This window comes from Nostoc sp. NMS7 (assembly GCF_017115085.1).
In the GTDB taxonomy this organism is placed as follows: Bacteria; Cyanobacteriota; Cyanobacteriia; order Cyanobacteriales; family Nostocaceae; genus Nostoc.
In genome coordinates, this window is sequence record NZ_JABXKJ010000229.1 from 48,064 (window position 1) to 67,084 (window position 19,021).

18 protein-coding genes are annotated in these 19,021 nt (G+C 43.8%); 9 read left to right on the plus strand and 9 right to left on the minus strand.

Annotation, left to right across the window (positions count from 1 at the left end; all coding sequences use genetic code 11):
• Window positions 1-1,298 precede the first annotated feature (1,298 nt).
• Entirely contained in the window at window positions 1,299-1,478 is a 180-nt protein-coding gene (locus tag HWQ38_RS28975; RefSeq protein ID WP_292800775.1) for a hypothetical protein, read from the minus strand.
• 178 nt (window positions 1,479-1,656) lie between these two features.
• Between HWQ38_RS28975 and hetR the strand changes: the two genes are divergently transcribed.
• On the plus strand, window positions 1,657-2,556 hold the full coding sequence (gene hetR, locus HWQ38_RS28980; RefSeq protein ID WP_292800777.1) for a heterocyst differentiation master regulator HetR: 900 nt from the start codon (window positions 1,657-1,659) through the stop codon (window positions 2,554-2,556).
• A gap of 274 nt (window positions 2,557-2,830) precedes the next feature.
• On the opposite strand, the gene HWQ38_RS28985 is transcribed toward hetR, so the two are convergent.
• Window positions 2,831-3,505: a hypothetical protein gene (locus HWQ38_RS28985; protein WP_292800779.1), complete on the minus strand. Its 675-nt coding sequence runs from the start codon at window positions 3,503-3,505 to the stop codon at window positions 2,831-2,833.
• A gap of 478 nt (window positions 3,506-3,983) precedes the next feature.
• Between HWQ38_RS28985 and rpsD the strand changes: the two genes are divergently transcribed.
• On the plus strand, window positions 3,984-4,592 hold the full coding sequence (gene rpsD / locus HWQ38_RS28990; RefSeq protein WP_196515572.1) for a 30S ribosomal protein S4: 609 nt from the start codon (window positions 3,984-3,986) through the stop codon (window positions 4,590-4,592).
• A 493-nt stretch (window positions 4,593-5,085) separates the two neighbouring features.
• On the opposite strand, the gene HWQ38_RS28995 is transcribed toward rpsD, so the two are convergent.
• Window positions 5,086-5,325: a hypothetical protein gene (locus tag HWQ38_RS28995; RefSeq protein ID WP_292800783.1), complete on the minus strand. Its 240-nt coding sequence runs from the start codon at window positions 5,323-5,325 to the stop codon at window positions 5,086-5,088.
• Between the two features lie 17 nt (window positions 5,326-5,342).
• The gene (locus HWQ38_RS29000) at window positions 5,343-5,579 is read right to left on the minus strand and encodes a hypothetical protein (protein ID WP_292800785.1); all 237 of its coding nucleotides are present in this window, start codon (window positions 5,577-5,579) and stop codon (window positions 5,343-5,345) included.
• 472 nt (window positions 5,580-6,051) lie between these two features.
• On the opposite strand from HWQ38_RS29000, the gene HWQ38_RS29005 reads away from it, so the two are divergent.
• Window positions 6,052-6,342 (plus strand): hypothetical protein, encoded by a 291-nt coding sequence (locus HWQ38_RS29005; protein ID WP_292800787.1) that lies wholly within the window; start codon window positions 6,052-6,054, stop codon window positions 6,340-6,342.
• Window positions 6,343-6,520: 178 nt separating this feature from the next.
• Here HWQ38_RS29005 and moaA read toward each other — a convergent pair whose 3' ends face one another.
• Entirely contained in the window at window positions 6,521-7,507 is a 987-nt protein-coding gene (gene moaA, locus HWQ38_RS29010) for a GTP 3',8-cyclase MoaA (RefSeq protein WP_292800789.1), read from the minus strand.
• A 160-nt stretch (window positions 7,508-7,667) separates the two neighbouring features.
• Between moaA and HWQ38_RS29015 the strand changes: the two genes are divergently transcribed.
• Entirely contained in the window at window positions 7,668-8,699 is a 1,032-nt protein-coding gene (locus HWQ38_RS29015; RefSeq protein WP_292800790.1) for a hypothetical protein, read from the plus strand.
• 100 nt (window positions 8,700-8,799) lie between these two features.
• On the opposite strand, the gene HWQ38_RS29020 is transcribed toward HWQ38_RS29015, so the two are convergent.
• The 4 genes from HWQ38_RS29020 to HWQ38_RS29035 form a co-directional block, all read right to left on the minus strand.
• Window positions 8,800-8,943 carry a hypothetical protein gene (locus tag HWQ38_RS29020; protein ID WP_292800792.1) on the minus strand — a complete coding sequence of 48 codons (144 nt, stop codon included), beginning with the start codon at window positions 8,941-8,943 and terminating at the stop codon, window positions 8,800-8,802.
• Window positions 8,944-9,053: 110 nt separating this feature from the next.
• Window positions 9,054-11,459, minus strand: a complete 2,406-nt coding sequence (locus HWQ38_RS29025; protein WP_366933355.1) for a filamentous hemagglutinin N-terminal domain-containing protein — start codon at window positions 11,457-11,459, stop codon at window positions 9,054-9,056.
• A gap of 513 nt (window positions 11,460-11,972) precedes the next feature.
• Window positions 11,973-12,281: a hypothetical protein gene (locus tag HWQ38_RS29030; protein WP_292800796.1), complete on the minus strand. Its 309-nt coding sequence runs from the start codon at window positions 12,279-12,281 to the stop codon at window positions 11,973-11,975.
• A 122-nt stretch (window positions 12,282-12,403) separates the two neighbouring features.
• Window positions 12,404-13,231, minus strand: coding sequence for a carbohydrate ABC transporter permease (locus tag HWQ38_RS29035; RefSeq protein WP_292800798.1), 828 nt, complete (start codon window positions 13,229-13,231; stop codon window positions 12,404-12,406).
• A gap of 179 nt (window positions 13,232-13,410) precedes the next feature.
• Here HWQ38_RS29035 and HWQ38_RS29040 point away from each other — a divergent pair, with 179 nt between their 5' ends.
• The 5 genes from HWQ38_RS29040 (at window position 13,411) to folE (ending at window position 18,336) form a co-directional block, all read left to right on the plus strand.
• Complete coding sequence (locus tag HWQ38_RS29040; protein ID WP_292800800.1) at window positions 13,411-14,109, plus strand: aldehyde oxygenase (deformylating); 699 nt, start codon at window positions 13,411-13,413, stop codon at window positions 14,107-14,109.
• A 151-nt stretch (window positions 14,110-14,260) separates the two neighbouring features.
• Window positions 14,261-15,280, plus strand: a complete 1,020-nt coding sequence (locus HWQ38_RS29045; RefSeq protein WP_292800802.1) for a long-chain acyl-[acyl-carrier-protein] reductase — start codon at window positions 14,261-14,263, stop codon at window positions 15,278-15,280.
• A gap of 225 nt (window positions 15,281-15,505) precedes the next feature.
• The gene (locus HWQ38_RS29050) at window positions 15,506-16,486 is read left to right on the plus strand and encodes an acetyl-CoA carboxylase carboxyltransferase subunit alpha (protein WP_292800804.1); all 981 of its coding nucleotides are present in this window, start codon (window positions 15,506-15,508) and stop codon (window positions 16,484-16,486) included.
• Between the two features lie 353 nt (window positions 16,487-16,839).
• The gene (locus tag HWQ38_RS29055; protein WP_292800805.1) at window positions 16,840-17,565 is read left to right on the plus strand and encodes an SDR family oxidoreductase; all 726 of its coding nucleotides are present in this window, start codon (window positions 16,840-16,842) and stop codon (window positions 17,563-17,565) included.
• A 63-nt stretch (window positions 17,566-17,628) separates the two neighbouring features.
• Window positions 17,629-18,336, plus strand: coding sequence for a GTP cyclohydrolase I FolE (folE, locus tag HWQ38_RS29060; protein ID WP_292800807.1), 708 nt, complete (start codon window positions 17,629-17,631; stop codon window positions 18,334-18,336).
• Window positions 18,337-19,021: the final 685 nt, after the last annotated feature.

Genomic DNA, 19,021 nt, shown 5'->3' on the forward strand with positions numbered 1-19,021 from the left:
TTAAGCCACTAGGCGTCTATGAATGCAACACATGGTAAGGGCACAGCATTGCTGTGCCCCTACTTGACTTGTAATATATTTTTAGAAATTTAGCCTGATACAGATAGGGAAAACACGTATATATAAGCAGTATGAGTAGTACTGACTCAAACAATTGAGGACGAGCTATCGCTTACAGAGCAAATTGGCAAGGAGTTAAGACCATTGCAGCACATTTTGAAACTAAGAGATCAAGAAGTAGCACAAATGTTTAGAGTAACCTGTTTTTCAGCGTGGGAGACTATTCTAGCTACATGAATATATGGAGCGATCGCCTATGAAACAGCTAGTACATTTATTCTACTAAAACCCCTGCGAGTAACGCAAGATTCAAAATTCCTCATTTCTGTGCTTTTGGGTTTCGTGAGATGGTATGTTTATTTCTGCCGGTCTGTAAAAGGTCAACTTGGACTGCGATCGCCCAGATGCCCAGAAAAAGAAGCTTATATCGTAGCCTGCTGCGGATGCTCCTTCTTTTATAGCAACAAACTATCTACGCAATTTAAGTCCCTCAAATATCTAAAACAGCGAGGTAAAAACATACTTGAAAGGAGTTAATGAATTAGTTGAATCATGAAAATTTAAAGTTCTTTCATGAAAGAAACATAAAGTCATCGTGAAAAAATCTCTAAATAACCATCAGATGGAATCCAATATGTTTTATTATTTCTATGGTTAGTAACTAATCTTCAGGTTATTAGCACGAACAACAAAGGCTTATGGGTATGCGATTCCATCGGAATTAATCGCAGATTTCTGTGTCCAATCCTCAACAGAAAACGATAAATCAGACTTAGATTTAGGAGTAGACATGAAAATATCATCAAACCTTGATTTAACCAGAATAGGAAGTCTTCTAATAAGCATGATTGCTCAACTTTCTAGTACATAAGTTTATTCCCAATCCCCAAAACAATGATATGATAAATAACGATATTTGAAAAAAGAACAGGTATTTTGAAATTGGAATTAATTGCTCTACTTGATGTCTATTATCTTCCCTCAACCCAACGGCTGATGCTGCCGAGACATCACTGGAGGTTGTGAACGGGATGAGAGTTCACAACCAGCCGTGTGGCTCAACCTCTGAATGTGGCTACACCTAGCGATTTCTTTTAAGACCACTTCCAATTATTTCTAGTCATCTGTGTGCTACAAATAATTTGCCAAAGCTGAAAAAACCCATCTTTTTCGAGTAACAGATATCCCAGATAAACCGCGCAAACTAGTTTTTACTCCCAGTCGGCATAGTGCCATAATTAGGTGTAAGCAGCTTGACGTTGTTGCTCTTGAAAGATGAGAAAAACCCCAGAAAACTGAAAGGCTTTGTAAATTACTTGCACCACACTTGATCTTGGGATGTAAACCGTCCTCAAGTTGGACTTGGTAATGTCTGTAATTTTCCGGTCAGATGCAGAGACAGTTTTAGTAATAACCACCGAATCTGCTTGTGTACCAGAAAATATGTGAGAATGGTAGTTTGGGCTACCACAGATTTGATAGTTATCGCATACTAATATAGTCTGAACGTGAAGACATTACCTTGCTTCAGGTGTATACTACCCTATTCTCACTCGATTAAAAACTGTGTAAACGTGCTATTCAATTGTCTGTCATATGAGTAACGACATAGATCTGATCAAACGTCTTGACCCCAGTGCGATGGATCAGATCATGCTTTATCTGGCTTTTAGTGCCATGCGGACGAGTGGGCACAGGCATGGGGCATTTTTAGACGCAGCCGCAACAGCAGCAAAATGTGCAATTTACATGACCTATCTGGAGCAGGGACAAAACCTGCGGATGACAGGGCATTTGCACCATTTGGAACCGAAACGCGTAAAAATTATTGTAGAAGAAGTCAGACAAGCGCTAACAGAAGGCAAACTGTTAAAGATGCTGGGTTCTCAAGAACCGCGTTATCTGATTCAATTGCCTTATGTTTGGCTAGAAAAGTATCCTTGGCAACCGGGGCGATCGCGCGTTCCTGGTAGCAGTCTGACAAGTGAAGAAAAAAGACAAATTGAGCAGAAACTGCCAAGTAATCTACCTGATGCCCAGTTAGTTAGCTCTTTTGAGTTTCTGGATTTGATTGAGTTTTTGCACAAGCGATCGCAAGAAGAATTGCCACCCGAACACCAAATGCCATTGAGTGAAGCCTTGGGTGAGCATATCAAGCGCCGTCTACTCTATTCAGGCACGGTAACACGCATTGATTCTCCTTGGGGAATGCCCTTCTACGCACTTACCCGTCCTTTTTATGCCCCAGCAGACGATCAAGAACGCACTTACATCATGGTGGAAGATACCGCGCGGTATTTCCGTATGATGAAAAATTGGGCAGAACGGCGACGAAATGCCATGCGCTTGCTAGAAGAACTTGATATCCGCCCAGAAAAAATGGAGCAAGCTATGGAAGAATTGGATGAAGTTATCCGTGCCTGGGCAGATAAATATCACGAAGACGGTGGTATTGCAGTAGTATTGCAGACAGCTTTTGGCGAAAGAGAAGACTAGCGCCATTACGCTGAATTCAAAATTAAAAAAGCTGATAAAATAAGCTTTTTACTGATTTTGTCCCTTGTTTAAGAGTCAGGGCGTGGTTGGTCTATTGACAATTACCGAAAATCGGCGGAAATTCCATCCCAACATTCTTGGGTGGGAGGAATAGCCGCCCGCCTTTCCATTGTCATTAGTCATTAGTCATTGGTACTAACGACTCGAAATAGTAAACTCAGCGAGTTTCGTGAGGAACTCGCTGAGGTTATTATGAGTTAAAAAGCACTGAAATTTAATTAGTGCCCGGTTGCGTTGGAATAATCGGTTGCAATGGAACAACCGGCTGTGCGGGAGCAAGCGGCTGCGGCGTTTGAATTGGGGTAATCTCTGGACTTGGACTTGATCCGGTAGGAATTATACTCGGCGGTGTAGACGAAGATGAAGCACCGATAACGCTATCACTAGCATCGATACAAGTTTCCAATATCTGGGTAGGGGGAAGATCGATTTTACTACTATGGAAGCCAACCACACACTGACCAAAGCGCACGGGCAACAAACTACGGCCACAGTAATCTAAAGCTGCGGGATTAATTGCTTCCTGAGTACTAGAGCTGACGCCGACTACACAGGTAGCTAACTCCTCAGGACGCCGGGCTTTTCCACAAGAAGAAAGCGCATCTGTCGCGGTAATTTGGGTTTGCTTCTCAATTTTAACCACGCAAGCGGCCAAATCCCTTGGACGCAGTGCCTTTGCACAACCTTGTGATGCCGCTTGTGCCGTTACACCCAGGCTCAAAAGGCGACCCGCACAAACACTATAATCATTGCTGTAAGAGGCAGCAACAGCCACATTAGGCAAGATCGTTGTTAACCATCCAGCTATAGCCAAAACTGGTACTATTAGAATCCTGGAGGTGGAACTGCCTTGTTCGTTCTTACCTTTGCTAACCACTTTTTTCCTCATTGATATTGCCATTCTCCAAACACCCAACGTTATGCTAACTCAAATATTATTTTAAAAAAATTATTTTCAAATCCTCTGCAATCAAAGAATTTCGGCGGGAATAAAGTATATACATAATTAATTATCTCGAAAATTGTGCTAATATAACTGTTTGAATGATAAGTAGGCAACGTAAAAAGTATTTCCGAGTAAGAATACTACGTAAACCAATCTGATGATTGAGTAGCCTACGAAACTAAATAAACACAAAAAACTTATTGGCAGGAGTACGGCGGGACACGTCGGAATTCAGGCTTGGAAGCCAGTGCGTCGATACCGACTTAAAGCAACTAGCGCAATTGATGCCTCTACATTGGTATGATACGTCATACCAAGGCAAGCAGCCTCAAAAAACCAAGAATTCCCTGATTTCTGATCAGGGGAATGTCAAAATGGAATGTTTGGGTAAAGTTTAAACAGGATTAGATTAAGGAAACTCATGTCCCGATATAGAGGGCCACGCCTCAGAATTGTCCGTCGCTTGGGCGACTTACCAGGATTGACTCGTAAAAGCGCCAGACGCGCTTACCCACCTGGTATGCATGGTCAGAACCGCAAGAAGCGCTCTGAGTATGCTATCCGTCTAGAGGAAAAGCAAAAACTCCGCTTCAACTACGGTTTGACTGAAAAGCAATTGCTCCGCTATGTGCGGAAAGCCAGACGTGTTACTGGTTCTACCGGACAAGTGCTGCTGCAATTGCTAGAAATGCGTTTGGATAATACCGTTTTCCGCTTGGGTATTGCCCCGACTATTCCAGCAGCGCGTCAACTGGTAAATCACAGTCACATCACTGTTAACGGTCGTGTGGTGAATATTGCCAGCTACCAATGCCGTCCTGGTGAAGTAATTGCGGTCAGGGATCGGGTACAATCACGGAAAATGGTGGAAACCAACTTACAATATCCCGGTTTGGCTAACCTTCCCAGTCATTTGGAGTTTGACAAAACTAAGTTGGTTGGTAAAGTTAACAGCGTTATTGAGCGCGAATGGGTGGCATTACAAGTTAATGAACTACTTGTGGTGGAATACTACTCACGACAAGCGTAATAGTCATTTGTCCTTAGTTATTTGCGAAGGGCAAGTTCTAAAGTGTGAGCAGAAGAAACGAAACCTCTGCTCACACTTTTTAATTGAGAATAATTAGTATGGGGGTCTGTATTCAAGCACACCCGTTATTTTCCTTTGAGGTCGGCTATTTAGTGTGAAGATGTCACTGTAGAACCATCTATTATTTTCATATTCTGACCACAGGATAAATCGTGTGTTGGTACTTTCTACAGCACTTGCGGCAGCTATAAGGTACATCCTCAAAGCTGAAAGGTATGCGCTAGGAAAGGGGTAAAGAGAAAAGCTATATTCCATAATAGCCGGAAGCGCTGTATTCTAGATTTTGTGCAGAGAAGTTAATTTTTTTTAACAATACTTCTGGCAATATTGACCGTGCTTGGCAATATGCACTCGTATCAGCTGAAGAATTTATACTTCTTGCCCTGCCAAATATCCAATTAATTATTTTCGGTATTGAATCAAAACCACAATTTTATGGAGAATTATTAGCTTCAGGAAGAACAATTGTAATTCCATATTCGGGAGCAGTTGCTAATATCCGGTCAATGGCTTCTTGAGTTATGGGTAACGGTGGAACTGACGAATTTTCTACTTTAGTTCCGACTTGTGCAAAAAACTTCTCTAGCCCGCCTGGAGTAGCCCAAATCAGCATTTTGGCTGGTACAGAACCAATATTTTTAAAACTATGGAGTTGGCCTTTAGGAGAATGCAAGAATGTTCCGGGAGTTGCTACAACTGTTTTTTCATCAAGATAAAACCAATCGAACCCTCTTGAATATAGAATGCTTCATCTTCTCGACTATGAATATGTGGCGGCGGGCCTAATTCGGGTGCAAGTACTACTTCAAACAGTGCATATTTGCCATCTGTTTGTTCGCTCGTAGCTTTAAAGGTGGCTACATCACCTGCTACTGAATAACTATCACCTTCACCTGGTTGCGATAATATTCCATAATTAATTGTCATTTTCAATCATCTCCTGAGTTTTATGACAAACAGATTGCGCCGCTTGCACAAATCAACAAAACACAGCCTAGCCATGATTAAAAGTCCAGTAATTAAGCTCCAATGGGCTTGCTACGATTGTTGGTACGAAAAGTAAGTATGACGCTTACCTTGAATGCTAAAAATAATTCAATTTAAAGCGATCGATCAAATTATTTCTTTATTTTTAATCTTTGCTGACTTAATGGCACTATCATATCTTGGGACAATGGATAGATAATACCATCAGTAGGCAGAGATTTAATAAAAGCTATTACCTCTTTTGTCTAAAGTCCAATTCTAACCGACGTTCGTTGAAGTTTGAAGCTCAATTGGTTAGTGGAGCAAACAATTAATGACTTAGAAAACGACATTACTCTTTATAGTACTGGCAACTTTAGTAGTAATACTTCTGGGTTGGCTAACCTCAATTGGAATATTACCAATTAGTCAGATGATTAACTATAGCGATGCTGGACTGAGATTTATTCGAGTCTGGATCTTGTTAGCGATCGCTATTGGGCTTATTGTTCCTACAATTACCTTTGTTATTTGGTTTAAGTATCCTGAAATCCGCAAAATCTTTGGCTTATACTTGCTAGTTCTGATTATCCAAATTGTCACTGAACAAATAGTCAGTATTTGGTTGCCAAGTCTAGTGGTAATTATTGGCCAGAGGCTAAAAATGCTGCTCGTTGCGGCTCTGCCGCAAGTCTTGAGGCGGAGCCTCAAGGACGAGCATTAAGAGTCGGAGACTCTTAACGAGACAATCTTAAAAGCTGCTTATAGACTGGCTTTCACGTTAAGTTGACACGTATGCCCGCCGCTCTCCTCGCTCCTCACCCTGTCGAGTTGAGCAAATCTATAATTTAACACCCCATACAGGAAGAGATTTTCAGCCTTTGATTCAAGATGACCAATAACTATCCGCCAATTTGCGACATCGTGCGGGTGTATATACCCTTATTACCAGAATCGCGCCCTTTAAAGTTAATTTCTGGCTTGATTGCGAGTAAACTACTCACCTGCTCTTGTAATTGGGCGGTGCTGACACCAGAACGGAGAGCAGTTTTTAAATCTATTTGACCAGTTTCATTTAATAAACAGGGACGCAGCCAGCCATCCGCACTCAGGCGCATCCGGTTACAACGATCGCAAAAACATTCCGACATCTGACTAATAAATCCTAGTGTCCCCTTCGCGCCGGGAATTTGAAAGACATCAGCAGGGCCAGCACCACGAACTTGAGATTCTGTCAAGCCCCAGCGATCGCAAATTTGTTGTCGTAACTCGGCTGAAGATACCCAACCGCGATCGCCAAATAAATGCACATTACCAATAGGCATAAATTCAATAAATCGAACGTGCCACTGTTTGTCAATTGTCAGGGCGGCTAAATCGAGAACTTCATGATCGTTGACGCCAGGAATCACTACCACATTTAGTTTCAGTGGGTCGAATCCGACATGATGGGCAGCTTGAATCCCTTGCCAAACTTGTTGCCAACGGGAACGCCCCTGATTACCGATAATTTGATCAAAAATGTCGGGATCAAGAGAGTCCAGACTAATATTAATTCGTCGCAGACCAGCATTGTAAAGGTTTTGTGCCATCGGAGCCAGCAAAAAACCGTTGGTGGTCATTGAGATATCTTGAGTTTGGGGAAGAGTTGCGATCGCGCCGACCAACTCTACCACACGCGGACGTAATAAGGGTTCACCCCCAGTCAAGCGAAACCGGGTAAAGCCTACGGGAATAAATACCTCTTGAATTAGGGTGAGTAGTTCTTCATCAGTCAACAGCTGTTGCTTGAGAATATAGTCCAGTTCTACTCCTTCTGGCATACAGTATTGACAACGAAAATTGCAGCGATCGATTAAGCTAATGCGGAGGTAGTCTACCGGGTTCATCGTTTTATTTTTATTCTCTCTGATCAATTAAAGATTTCGCTAGGTGGTTTACCCCTTCCTACCATTTTGCTGTAATTCAAGATACCGCACCACCTCTTAGGTTAGAATCTACAGATTGTGGCATAATAAGCCGATCGCATCCACTAGTTAGTCATCAATCGTGCAAGATACCGACTCCATCAACGACCTTGCTGCTGCTTTACTACAGCCAGAAGATATCAGCTTTGAACTGCCCGATCCAGAAGATGAACAGATTTTAGAGTCAGATTTTCAACAGCAGCTAGAAATAGCTTGGCAGGTATGCGATCGCTTTGATTTGCAAACTGAAATCTGGCGGGGGCGAATCTTACGGGCGATCCGCGACAGAGAGAAAATTGGTGGTGACGGACGCGGTACTGGCTTTCTGCGATGGCTAAAAGAGCGGGAAATCAGCAAAAGTCAAGCTTATTCCTGGATTCAACTGGCCAATAGTGCCGATACTCTCATCGAAGACGGTAAACTTGACCCCGGAACTGTGAACAACTTCAGCAAACGGGCATTTATCGAAACCTCCAAAGCATCCCCCGAAGTGCAACAGATGGTGAGTGAAGCCGCCCAAAAAGGCGATCGCATCACCAGGCGGGAAGTGCGTCAACTCAGCGATGAATGGACAGCCATGTCCTCAGATTTATTACCGGAAGCAGTTAAAGAAAAAGCCGCAGATAACACCCTTCCTCCACGCTACATCGCCCCACTGGTGAAGGAAATGGAAAAACTGCCAGAATCGCATCAAAAGTTTATCCAAAAGGAAATTGCTGCTAACCCCGATGTCGATACCCTCAAACAGGTAACTACCGAAGCGCGTAACTTGGCGAAATATCTCAAAGGGGCGGCGCAAGTTCAGGCGCTGACGCAAGAAGATGTTGATATTGAAACAGCCTTAGAAGAAGCGCAAAGAGTCGGCTGTTTGAGCATTGCTGCTGACTTGGTGAATCAAGCATCGCAGATGGAACAAACGATCGCTAAACTTTACATGACTTGGAAACGGATCAGTAATTTAGCAGATCGATTATATGTAGATACTGGCGCAAGTACACCCAATTTGCGATCGCTCCTCACTTGCTTGGAACCTCTGGGTGGTGAAATCATGGAATTGCAACTTAGTGGTGCGACTGAACATACTATTCGTTTGCAAATTCAGGAAACGAGTTAGGGAATGCGGAGTGAAGAATTATTCTCGCCCTGCTTCCCTTGCTCTCCTCTTTCCCCTCACTGGGGATAAAGTTTGGGTTTTTCGGTCATCAATATGACATTTACTCATTGTCTGGCTGATCAAAAAGCGCATCTAAATCACGATAGCCACTAACCACTCGCAGAACTTCAATTCCAGTTTCAATTGGGCGATAAAATAATGAACTACCCCACCCTACTTCGTTGAGGGTGGGGTTTAAACGCACTTTAGCTATTAGCCCGCAATTTATTGCAGGGCGAGAAAGCAATGCAAAACTGAGGTTTTAGAGATGGGAGGTTTAACACCAGCCGTCTTAAAATTACCATCTCTCAAATTTTAATTAGCAGCGCAAGATGTAGCCACGAATGAGGAGTTATGGGGCGACCCATTGGGTACTTGAGCAACCAAAACCACGTTCCCATCCGCATCTATAACCCACCCTTGCGCTTCCACAATTTGAGTAGGTTCATTGACAAAATTGACTTTTTGTGATTTTTGTTCTGTGTTTCGCTGCTTGTGAACAACCACTCTTTTCTGAATACCGCCAGCACGATTCTTACTCTCTGGCTCCAGTGTAATCCAATCTGCTAGCACCGCATCATCAGCTATCAATGGCTCCGTGGGATCGGGTGCTAGTCCTCCACGTCCAGTTGCAATAAATGAACTCTTGGCTATTTTTCCACCAGTATTACAATCGGCAACAATTTGCTGCGAAGCATCAACCAGATTTACGGGTAATTGTACTAATCCTTTACTGGGGTCAACATCTGGTGAGTTGATTTGTACAGTGCCACTTAATGAAGGGTTTTCCTGAGAAAATGCGGTGATGTCACTTGTTGGCAGGTTATTCGGGTTGATTTCCTTTGAATTAAGCCTCTCTACCTCTGCACGAGTGCGCGGCACAAACCCAAAGATGTTTTTAGCAGTGATTGCAATTTTACCACCAGAGCCAGAGAAGGCATTGGCAGTGATATCGCTATTTCCCAAAGGAGTAGCGACGATAAAGCCATTAGGTGCTTTGATGGTGATATTACCGCCATCTCCACTAAGCCCTGTTGTACCTGCGTTAGTGGTTATTTTACTTTCGTGGCGCATCAGTAATAATTCTGCCACCTGTAGCGTAATATTCCCGCCTCGACCTGAGTCGGTTTCAGCTGTGAGTTTTCCTTTGTTGTCCAGAAGTATGAAGCGAGCGGTTATATTTAAATCGCCTGCTTTCCCTAAGTTATTTGGATCTAAGTCAGAAATTACATTTTTTCGAGCTTGGCTACTCACAGAGATTGCAGCCCCATCCTGGATAAGCAATCGCCCTGTCGTTAGGGTCAAGTTACCGCCATCTCCAGGCCCTTGAGTTCCAGAAAACAAGCCACTGAGCCTAGAACCATTTGGTGATGTTCCAATTAGTTCTACGGACTCAGAGGCGTTCACCGTCAAATTCCCTGCTTTTCCTGTAGCTGGTATAAGTTGGTTAGAAATATAGCTATATATACTTTCAGAGGTTGTTGATATACTTGCCCCTCCTTCGATACGCAACTTTCCAGTGTTAATTGTGATGCTGCCAGCGTTTTTATCGCCATAAGTTGCACTAAATAATCCACTGGATATTAAATCACTACCATCTGCCAAGACAGGAATGGGGGTGCCGCTGATTAGTTCCACGGAATCTGAGGCGTTTATGGTCAATTGCCCCTGCATTTGTGCTCCATCTCTGACGACCAATTTTTTAGTAGTGACATTTATGTTTCCAGAGTTTCCGGTGGAGAAACTCTGAGTAAACAGTTGTGCATTTTGCTCAAGTAGTACAGAGTCTGAGGCGTTCACTGTCAAATTCCCCCCTGATTGCTCTTCCAAGGGATAAACTAAAATTACGTAACTACCAGCTATCCGCACAAGTTTGCCTTGGATCTGGACATTGCTGTAACCCTCTCCATGAGTATCGATGGTAGATGAAATTTGGTTTGATTTGATTAATTCGATGTTCTGGAAATTTTGAACACCTTCATATCCAAATGCCCAACCTTGGTTTGTTGGACTTAAACTGACCAAACTATTACCAGCGACGCTTCCTAACTCAACGCTTCCGTCCTCTGCTGTGATATTTCCCCCATCTAGCGTGATATCACCGCCGATAAGTGCCAAGGTTTTGCCTTGCTGCACCTGTAGACCAACGCCATCTCCAAAGATATTAACTGCGCCATCTGGTTCTGCTTGGGATTGATTGCGGATAGGAGCAGCAGTTGTTCCAAATTGTAAACCAATGGGAACACTTACTGTCAGCAAGGGTGTACTTTGAGGAGATATAGCACTAAACTTTGTCCCATCAGCAAAGTTCAAGCTACTCGCAGTACTAGCCACAAATGAACCGCCGATATTTAAAGAAGCATTTGGCCCAAAAACAATGCCCTTAGGATTAATCAGAAACAGGTTGGCTGTGCTGTTAGCTTTCAGAATGCCATCTATATTAGAAATAGAATTGCCTGTGACCCGACTGATAATATTTTGAATATCTATTGGATTGTTAAAGTAGGCTGTCCTTCCCGTAGATACAGAAAACTGTTCAAAGCTGTGGAACAAATTTGTACCACGAACTGCCCCACCATCAATCTGGTCTGTAGGCTGACCATCAATTAGCTTTGGTGTAATGATTGAACTTTCAGATCCAAGTGTGCGATCATTTTGTATTTGGGCTAAAGCAAAACTCTCAAAGAAAGTCAGCACTCCAGCAATTGCTAAAGTACTCACTATCCCTAACTCCCAGTACCAACTGCTTCGGTATCGAGGCATGACAAACTTACACCCAAAATATCAAAGTATATTGAAATACTGCTCCTTGCTAATTAGATATAGGGATACTTGAGATTCTCTCTGCAACCTAACTAGTAAATGCAAAGTTCAGCATTTTTATACTCACTAGAATAAACTTTTTAGGGCTCATTTATAAATATAAAGTAAAAATAAAATTCCTGTAAGGGAACCACTTGTGCAGGTTTCCGAGGCAACAGACAGTCACGTATTCTCTACCAGACGCTACGCCAACCCTATCGAGCCTCGGAAACCTCCGCTCATTCTGCCTCCCCTACTTAAGATTTACTTTATAAATGGTCTTTTACAGTCCGAAGACTAAATTATTTAGGAATAAGAATTAAATAAGATACAATTTATGTCCTTGGCTTACCTCACCCTCAATCCCTCTCCGATATATTGGAGAGGGAAGTTAGAGACAGGATGATTGCATTTATATTTAATCTACATTCCTTAGCAGTTACAACCGAGAGGGCTGCCAGTTGAAGGGCAAGGGATACACCATGATTTTTGCATTAGGAGAATTCCTTGTCCTGGGCGTCCTGAGTTTGCTGGTAATAATTCATTAGGTTGCTGTTCACCAACTGCATCACCAGATTTGATTTTATTTAGGTCAAGATTGCACTCCCACTGAACTATCAGGGCTCTATCTTCTAATACGCCGTATTTTTCAAGCACTGCGTATAAGTCAGCGTTATGAACGCTTTCAAGCAGCTTCTGTTGAATCTCGTCTTGTAACTGCTGTAATGTTTCAGGGTTCATGACTGTTTCCATTTCCTATAAGATGTATATAATTATTGATTCAGCTTGGCTAGTAAGAATTTCGCATAGTGTCACAAAATTTAATGCTTAAATTTTAATCTCAAGTGGGTTTCCACTCACGGCTAATTCTTAATCCCCGTGGTGGCAATACCCTGAATAAACTGACGCTGACCGATGAGAAATAATACCATCACTGGAACTGTGGCGATCGTCACTGCTGCCATCATTAAAGGCCAATTATTCGTAAATTGCTCTTGAAACTCTGCCAACGCTAGCTGCACCGTCCTTAATTCGGGTCGTGTCGTAAATACCAGAGGCTTAAACAAATCATTCCATTCGCCGATGAAGGTGAACAAAAACAACGTCACCAAAGCGGGACGGGCTAAAGGTAACATCACCCGCCACAAAATTTGTAGTCGGTTCGCCCCATCGATGGCGGCGGCTTCCTCTAACTCTACGGGAATTGTCTGGAAATATTGACGTAATAAGAAAATCCCAAAGCCGTTGACAGCCGTGGGTAAAATCAGCGCCCAGTATGTATTTATCAGGTGTCCCCACTTCAACACCAAAAAGATGGGAATCACCAATAACTGAAAAGGAATTACCAAAGTTGCTAAAACGACTAATAGCAGGGCTTGGCGTCCCCGAAACTTCAGCCGTGCGAGGGCGTAACCCGCTAAAGCAGAAGTAAGAATCTGAAACGCCGTCACCGCGATCGCTACCAAGGTAGAATTAGCAAACGCCAGTAAAAATTTTCCCTGTTGCCATGCAACGCGGTAATTAGCTAAAGACCAGTTATTTTTGAACAAATTTTCTGGGCTGGCGGCCGTCGCTGCAAAGGAGGTGAAAAAGACCACAAACAGAGGTAGTAAAACGATAAATGCCCCTAGCAGTAACACTACTAGACTCAAAAAATCGCCAGATTTCAGATTCGGGTTTGGTTTGGACATAACTTGAGCTGCAAAGCATTTGTTTCGCTAGTACTACAGTATTGCCCCCAGCAACAATTAATCTATAAAGATAGTCTACTTGTTAAGTTAAATTAAACCACAGTGATTATTACCCTCAGTTCATAGGGTAAATTGAATCCTGGTGTCAAATAATTCAGGTTTACAGGAGTAAACATACCATGCAGCAGCTAGCAGACCAATTTAAAGAATTAGATTTCCAGAGCGAAACATACAAAGATGCTTATAGCCGGATTAATGCGATCGTGATTGAAGGGGAACAAGAAGCCCATGAGAATTACATCACACTAGCTCAACTGCTGCCAGAATCTCATGATGACTTGATTCGCCTATCTAAGATGGAAAGTCGCCATAAAAAAGGATTTGAAGCTTGTGGACGCAATTTGCAAGTAACCCCAGATTTGCAATTTGCCAAGGAGTTTTTCTCTGGACTACACCAAAATTTTCAAACGGCGGCTGCCGAAGGCAAGGTCGTTACTTGCTTGTTGATTCAGTCTTTAATTATTGAATGTTTTGCGATCGCAGCATACGAAAATTATATCAACGTCGCCGACGACTTCGCCCGCAAAATCACTGAGGGAGTAGTAAAAGAAGAATATAGCCACCTCAACTTTGGAGAAGTTTGGTTGAAAGAACATTTTACAGAATCCAAAGCTGAACTAGAAGAAGCAAACCGCCAAAACCTACCCATCGTTTGGAGAATGCTCAACGAAGTAGAAAGGGATGCCCACACAATGGCAATGGAAAAAGATGCTTTGGTAGAAGCCTTTATGATTCAATACGGTGAAGCATTAAGTAATATCGGTTTCACAACTCGCGATATTATGCGGTTGTCAGCCTATGGACTCATAGCCGCTTAAAAAAGTTAGGAGTGAGGAATGCTCAGGGAGAAATTATCAGTCGTACTCCTAACTCCTAACTCCTCACTCCTCACTCCTAACTCCTAATTCCCAACTCCTCACTCTACTAAATTCCACGCGCTCAAGACAGCATAAGCTTAAGAATCACTACATGTTTGGTCTAATTGGACATCTCGCTAGTTTAGAACACGCTCAAGCGGTAGCTCAAGAATTGGGATACCCAGAATATGCCGATCAAGGGCTAGACTTTTGGTGCAGCGCCCCGCCGCAAATTGTCGATACCATTATTGTCACCAGCATCACTGGGCAAAAAATTGAAGGACGGTATGTAGAATCTTGCTTTTTGCCGGAGATGCTAGCGAGTCGTCGCATCAAAGCCGCAACACGCAAAGTCCTCAACGCTATGGCTCATGCACAGAAGCATGGTATTAACATCACAGCTTTAGGCGGATTTTCCTCAATTATTTTTGAAAACTTTAAGTTAGAGCAGTTTAGCCAAGTCCGCAACATTAAACTAGATTTTGAACGCTTCACCACAGGAAACACGCATACTGCCTACATTATTTGTAAGCAAGTGGAAGAAGCGTCGAAACAACTGGGAATTGATCTATCAAACGCGACTGTTGCTATATGTGGGGCAACTGGGGATATTGGTAGTGCAGTTACACGCTGGCTAGATGCAAGAACAGATGTCAAAGAACTTTTGTTGATAGCCCGTGACCAAGAACGTCTCAAAGAGTTGCAAGGCGAACTGGGGCGAGGAAAAATTATGAGTTTGACAGAAGCACTGCCCCTAGCTGATGTTGTAGTTTGGGTTGCCAGTATGCCCAAAGGTGTGGAAATTGACGCTACCACTTTGAAACAACCCTGTTTGTTGATTGATGGTGGCTATCCTAAAAACTTAGCGACGAAAATTCAGCATCCTGGTGTATACGTGTTAAATGGTGGAATTGTAGAGCATTCCCTGGATATTGACTGGAAGATTATGAAAATCGTCAATATGGACGTGCCAGCCCGCCAGTTGTTTGCTTGTTTTGCCGAATCAATGCTGCTGGAATTTGAGAAGTTATACACGAACTTTTCGTGGGGACGGAATCAGATTACCGTAGACAAAATGGAGCAGATTGGTCGGGTATCAGTAAAACATGGATTTAGACCATTGCTGGTTTAGTCATTAGTCATTGGTCATTGGTGAGCCAGTGCGGTCTTCTCCCAAGGGGAGACGCTAAAAGCGATAGCGCAGCGTTAGCGAGTCATCGAGCGTCTGGGGGTTTCCCCCATGAGCAACTGGCGAACCCGAAGGGTCATTGGTCATTTGCAAATAACAAATGACCAAGGACAACTGACAAAGGACAAAAGATAGATAACTCATAACTCGTAATTCATAATCCCTACGATGGCAACTACCGAGCGTAAACCGCTACTGTTAGATTTTGAAAAACCCTTAGCAGAACTTGCAACCCGAATTGATCAAATTCGGCAACTTGCAGAAGAAAATAGTGTCGATGTTTCTGGTCAAATTCGTCAACTAGAAGCACGCGCTATGCAATTGCGTGAGGAAATTTTCACTAGTCTATCCCCGTCCCAGCGATTGCAAGTCGCCCGTCATCCGCGTCGCCCCAGCACTCTCGATTACATCCAGGCTATTAGTGATGAATGGATGGAATTGCATGGCGATCGCACTGGTGGTGACGATCCGGCTTTAGTTGGTGGTGTCGGTCGTCTGAGTGGACAACCTGTGGTGATGTTGGGTCATCAAAAAGGTCGAGATACCAAAGACAATATTGCCCGTAACTTTGGAATGCCTTACCCTGGCGGCTACCGCAAGGCGATGCGGTTGATGGAACACGCCAATAAGTTTAGTATGCCGATACTAACTTTTATCGACACGCCCGGAGCTTGGTCTGGGGTGGAAGCAGAACACCAAGGTCAAGGAGAAGCGATCGCCTACAACTTGCGGGAAATGTTCTGCTTAGATGTGCCAATTATCTGTACAGTCATTGGTGAAGGTGGTTCTGGTGGCGCACTCGGTATTGGCGTAGGCGATCGCCTCCTGATGTTTGAACACTCCGTTTATACTGTTGCCACCCCCGAAGCCTGCGCCGCCATTTTGTGGAAAGATGCTGGTAAGGCTCCCCAAGCCGCCGTTGCTCTGAAAATTATTTCCCACGACCTGAAAAAGTTGGGAATTATCGACCAAATACTACCTGAACCTACTGGTGGCGCTCATTCCGACCCTTTAAAAGCCGCTACCACTCTCAAACAAGTGCTGCTAGAAAATTTGGACGAACTCAATCGTTTAACCTCTCCAGAACGCCGGCAACTGCGCTATGAAAAATTCCGCAAAATTGGTGTTTTTACAGAAGTTGCCCACTAATAGCACTGGATAATCATTGATTAGCAGAGCAGAAATGCTATAATTGCCTATGTGCTTAAAGATTTTTAACAATCTAGCCATAGGCATTTGGATGTTTGTTAAATCTACTCAATTTGATTGAGTGGGTTTTGTACTATTAAGTAATTTAATTTGAGTGTATGGCGTGGTTTCCAAGCGATGATTTGTTGTCTTCACTGGTAAAACCCAAAAGATGCCCAGTATTGCACTATATTATAGCAGTTACTTAATGAAAATCATCAGATTTTTAGATTCCTTTAATCTATCCAAACCGAAAAGTGTGAATAATTGGTTGGTAATAGGCTTTGGGAACTGCCAAAAAATTCGGAGACACCATGAGTGTTGAGCAAAAACGACGCGCCCTAATTACTGGGGCAAGTAGTGGAATCGGGAAAGCAACGGCTTTAGCCTTTGCAAAAGCCGGAATAGATGTGGCTTTAGTCAGCCGTTCTTTGGATAAGTTGGAGGCGGTAAGAGAAGCTCTACAGCATACTGGGGTAGAAGCGAAAGCTTACGCTGTAGATTTAGCGCGGCTATCACAAGTTAAAGAAAAGATCCAAGCGATCGCTCTTGACTTTGGCGATATAGACATTCTGGTAAACAATGCTGGCATCGGCTATACAGGTAATTTGAGCGAAACTCTCCTAGAGGACTGGCAGCAGGTAATTGACTTGAATCTGACTGCCGTGTTTCAGTGCATTGTGGGGATTTTGCCTTCAATGCGCGATCGGGGCACAGGCACAATTATCAACGTTGCCTCAATAGCCGCCAAGCAACCGTTTCCCGGTTGGGGAGCATACAGCGTCAGCAAAGCTGGTTTGATTGCCCTCTCTCAAACCCTGGCACAAGAAGAACGCACCCACGGCATTCGGGTAACAGCTATCTGTCCGGGCGCAGTCAATACTGAACTTTGGGACACAAAAACAGTCCATGCCAACTTAGACCGTTCCAAAATGTTAACCCCGGAAATTGTGGCTCAGTCAATTCTCTACACAGTTCTGTTACCACAACAGGCAGTTATTGATGAATTAACCCTGATGTCCAGTGCTGGCGCACTTTAATTAGTCCTTTGTCTTTTGCAAATGACTAATGACTAATGACTAAACCATAACCAAGACTGAATCATGACTATCGTTAGTTCCAACGGTTCAAATAGTTCTCAATCGCCTCTGAATCCAGACTTGGCAGAAGTCATAACTCCTAGACCCGATCGCAATACTCATAACGGGCGAGAAGCGGATTTGTTCCAGCCAAAAGAGGAACAGATGGAAGAAATGAAGGACGCCGTGCGGACACTAATATTGGGAGTTGGCGAAGACCCCGAACGCGAAGGACTCCTCAAAACACCCAAGCGAGTGGCCGAGGCAATGCGGTTTCTTACCAGTGGCTACAACCAATCCCTTGAAGAACTCGTTAACGATGCCATCTTTGATGAAGGGCATAGCGAGATGGTACTGATTAGAGATATTAATTTCTTTAGTCTATGCGAACACCACATGCTGCCATTTATGGGTAAGGCCCACGTTGCTTATATCCCTAACCAAAAAGTTGTGGGATTGAGTAAGCTAGCCCGAATTGTAGAGATGTATTCCCGTCGTTTGCAAGTGCAGGAGAGGTTAACCCGCCAAATTGCCGAAGCAATTCAGACGATTCTGGAACCTCAAGGCGTAGCCGTGGTGATGGAAGCTAGCCATATGTGCATGGTAATGCGGGGTGTCCAGAAACCAGGTTCTTGGACTGTCACTAGCGCAATGATTGGTGTGTTCCAAGAGGAACACAAAACCCGCGAAGAATTTTTTAACTTGATTCGCCACCAACCAGGATTTTTTTAAGGAGCAGAGACGCGATTAATCGCGTCTGTACAGGAGTTAAAGCTCGTCCATTTTGAAACCTGGGGTAGTGTGGGCAGCGTTCGACTGACTTGTACTGAGCTTGCCCTTCGGCAGGCTCAGGGTAACACCTGCCCTGATCCTGTCGTTCGCGCAGCGTCTCGTAGAGAAGGGTCGAAGTAGCGCTCACGCCGAAGTCTTGCCTGCTACTACCAGTAAATAGATAGACCACGCGGTAGGGGCACAGCAATGCTCATTGGTGTCAACTTAAGCCTTGGCGAATGGAATTCGCGGCGACACAAACAAAGTCCACCTCCGTGGACTAATACAAAATCAAGGATTTTTAACCCACGGAGGCGGTCCCTGAGCTTGCGTTGCCCTGAGCTTGCTTGCCCTGAGTCCTTCGACAAGCTCAGGGTAACACCTGCGCCGTACCCTTCGGGAAGCAAGCTACGCGCAGCGTCTCGTAGAGAAGGGTCGAAGGGTCGAAGTGTGGGTAAAGCCTCGTGTAGACAAGCCAGTGCGTTGGGCGGGCAATGCCCGACTTGTTCGCGCAGCGTTTCCCTCTGGGAGAAGCAACTGGCGTGCGGTTTCTAACCGCCCTTTTAACCTTAAGTTGACAATCACTCCTACCTTTCAAGAAACACTTGACGTAAAGCTTATGTAGAAAGGGTTTGATAAAATTAAG

What these genes read in the sequence shown, in the direction of transcription:
- hetR (WP_292800777.1), top strand. Translation starts at nt 1,657, where the DNA reads ATGAGTAACGACATAGATCTGATCAAACGTCTTGACCCCAGTGCGATG.
- HWQ38_RS29000 (WP_292800785.1), bottom strand. Translation starts at nt 5,579, where the DNA reads ATGACAATTAATTATGGAATATTATCGCAACCAGGTGAAGGTGATAGT.
- HWQ38_RS29005 (WP_292800787.1), top strand. Translation starts at nt 6,052, where the DNA reads ATGATTAACTATAGCGATGCTGGACTGAGATTTATTCGAGTCTGGATC.
- HWQ38_RS28985 (WP_292800779.1), bottom strand. Translation starts at nt 3,505, where the DNA reads ATGAGGAAAAAAGTGGTTAGCAAAGGTAAGAACGAACAAGGCAGTTCC.
- moaA (WP_292800789.1), bottom strand. Translation starts at nt 7,507, where the DNA reads ATGAACCCGGTAGACTACCTCCGCATTAGCTTAATCGATCGCTGCAAT.
- HWQ38_RS29045 (WP_292800802.1), top strand. Translation starts at nt 14,261, where the DNA reads ATGTTTGGTCTAATTGGACATCTCGCTAGTTTAGAACACGCTCAAGCG.
- HWQ38_RS29030 (WP_292800796.1), bottom strand. Translation starts at nt 12,281, where the DNA reads ATGAACCCTGAAACATTACAGCAGTTACAAGACGAGATTCAACAGAAG.
- HWQ38_RS29035 (WP_292800798.1), bottom strand. Translation starts at nt 13,231, where the DNA reads ATGTCCAAACCAAACCCGAATCTGAAATCTGGCGATTTTTTGAGTCTA.
- HWQ38_RS29050 (WP_292800804.1), top strand. Translation starts at nt 15,506, where the DNA reads ATGGCAACTACCGAGCGTAAACCGCTACTGTTAGATTTTGAAAAACCC.
- HWQ38_RS29040 (WP_292800800.1), top strand. Translation starts at nt 13,411, where the DNA reads ATGCAGCAGCTAGCAGACCAATTTAAAGAATTAGATTTCCAGAGCGAA.
- HWQ38_RS29055 (WP_292800805.1), top strand. Translation starts at nt 16,840, where the DNA reads ATGAGTGTTGAGCAAAAACGACGCGCCCTAATTACTGGGGCAAGTAGT.
- folE (WP_292800807.1), top strand. Translation starts at nt 17,629, where the DNA reads ATGACTATCGTTAGTTCCAACGGTTCAAATAGTTCTCAATCGCCTCTG.
- rpsD (WP_196515572.1), top strand. Translation starts at nt 3,984, where the DNA reads ATGTCCCGATATAGAGGGCCACGCCTCAGAATTGTCCGTCGCTTGGGC.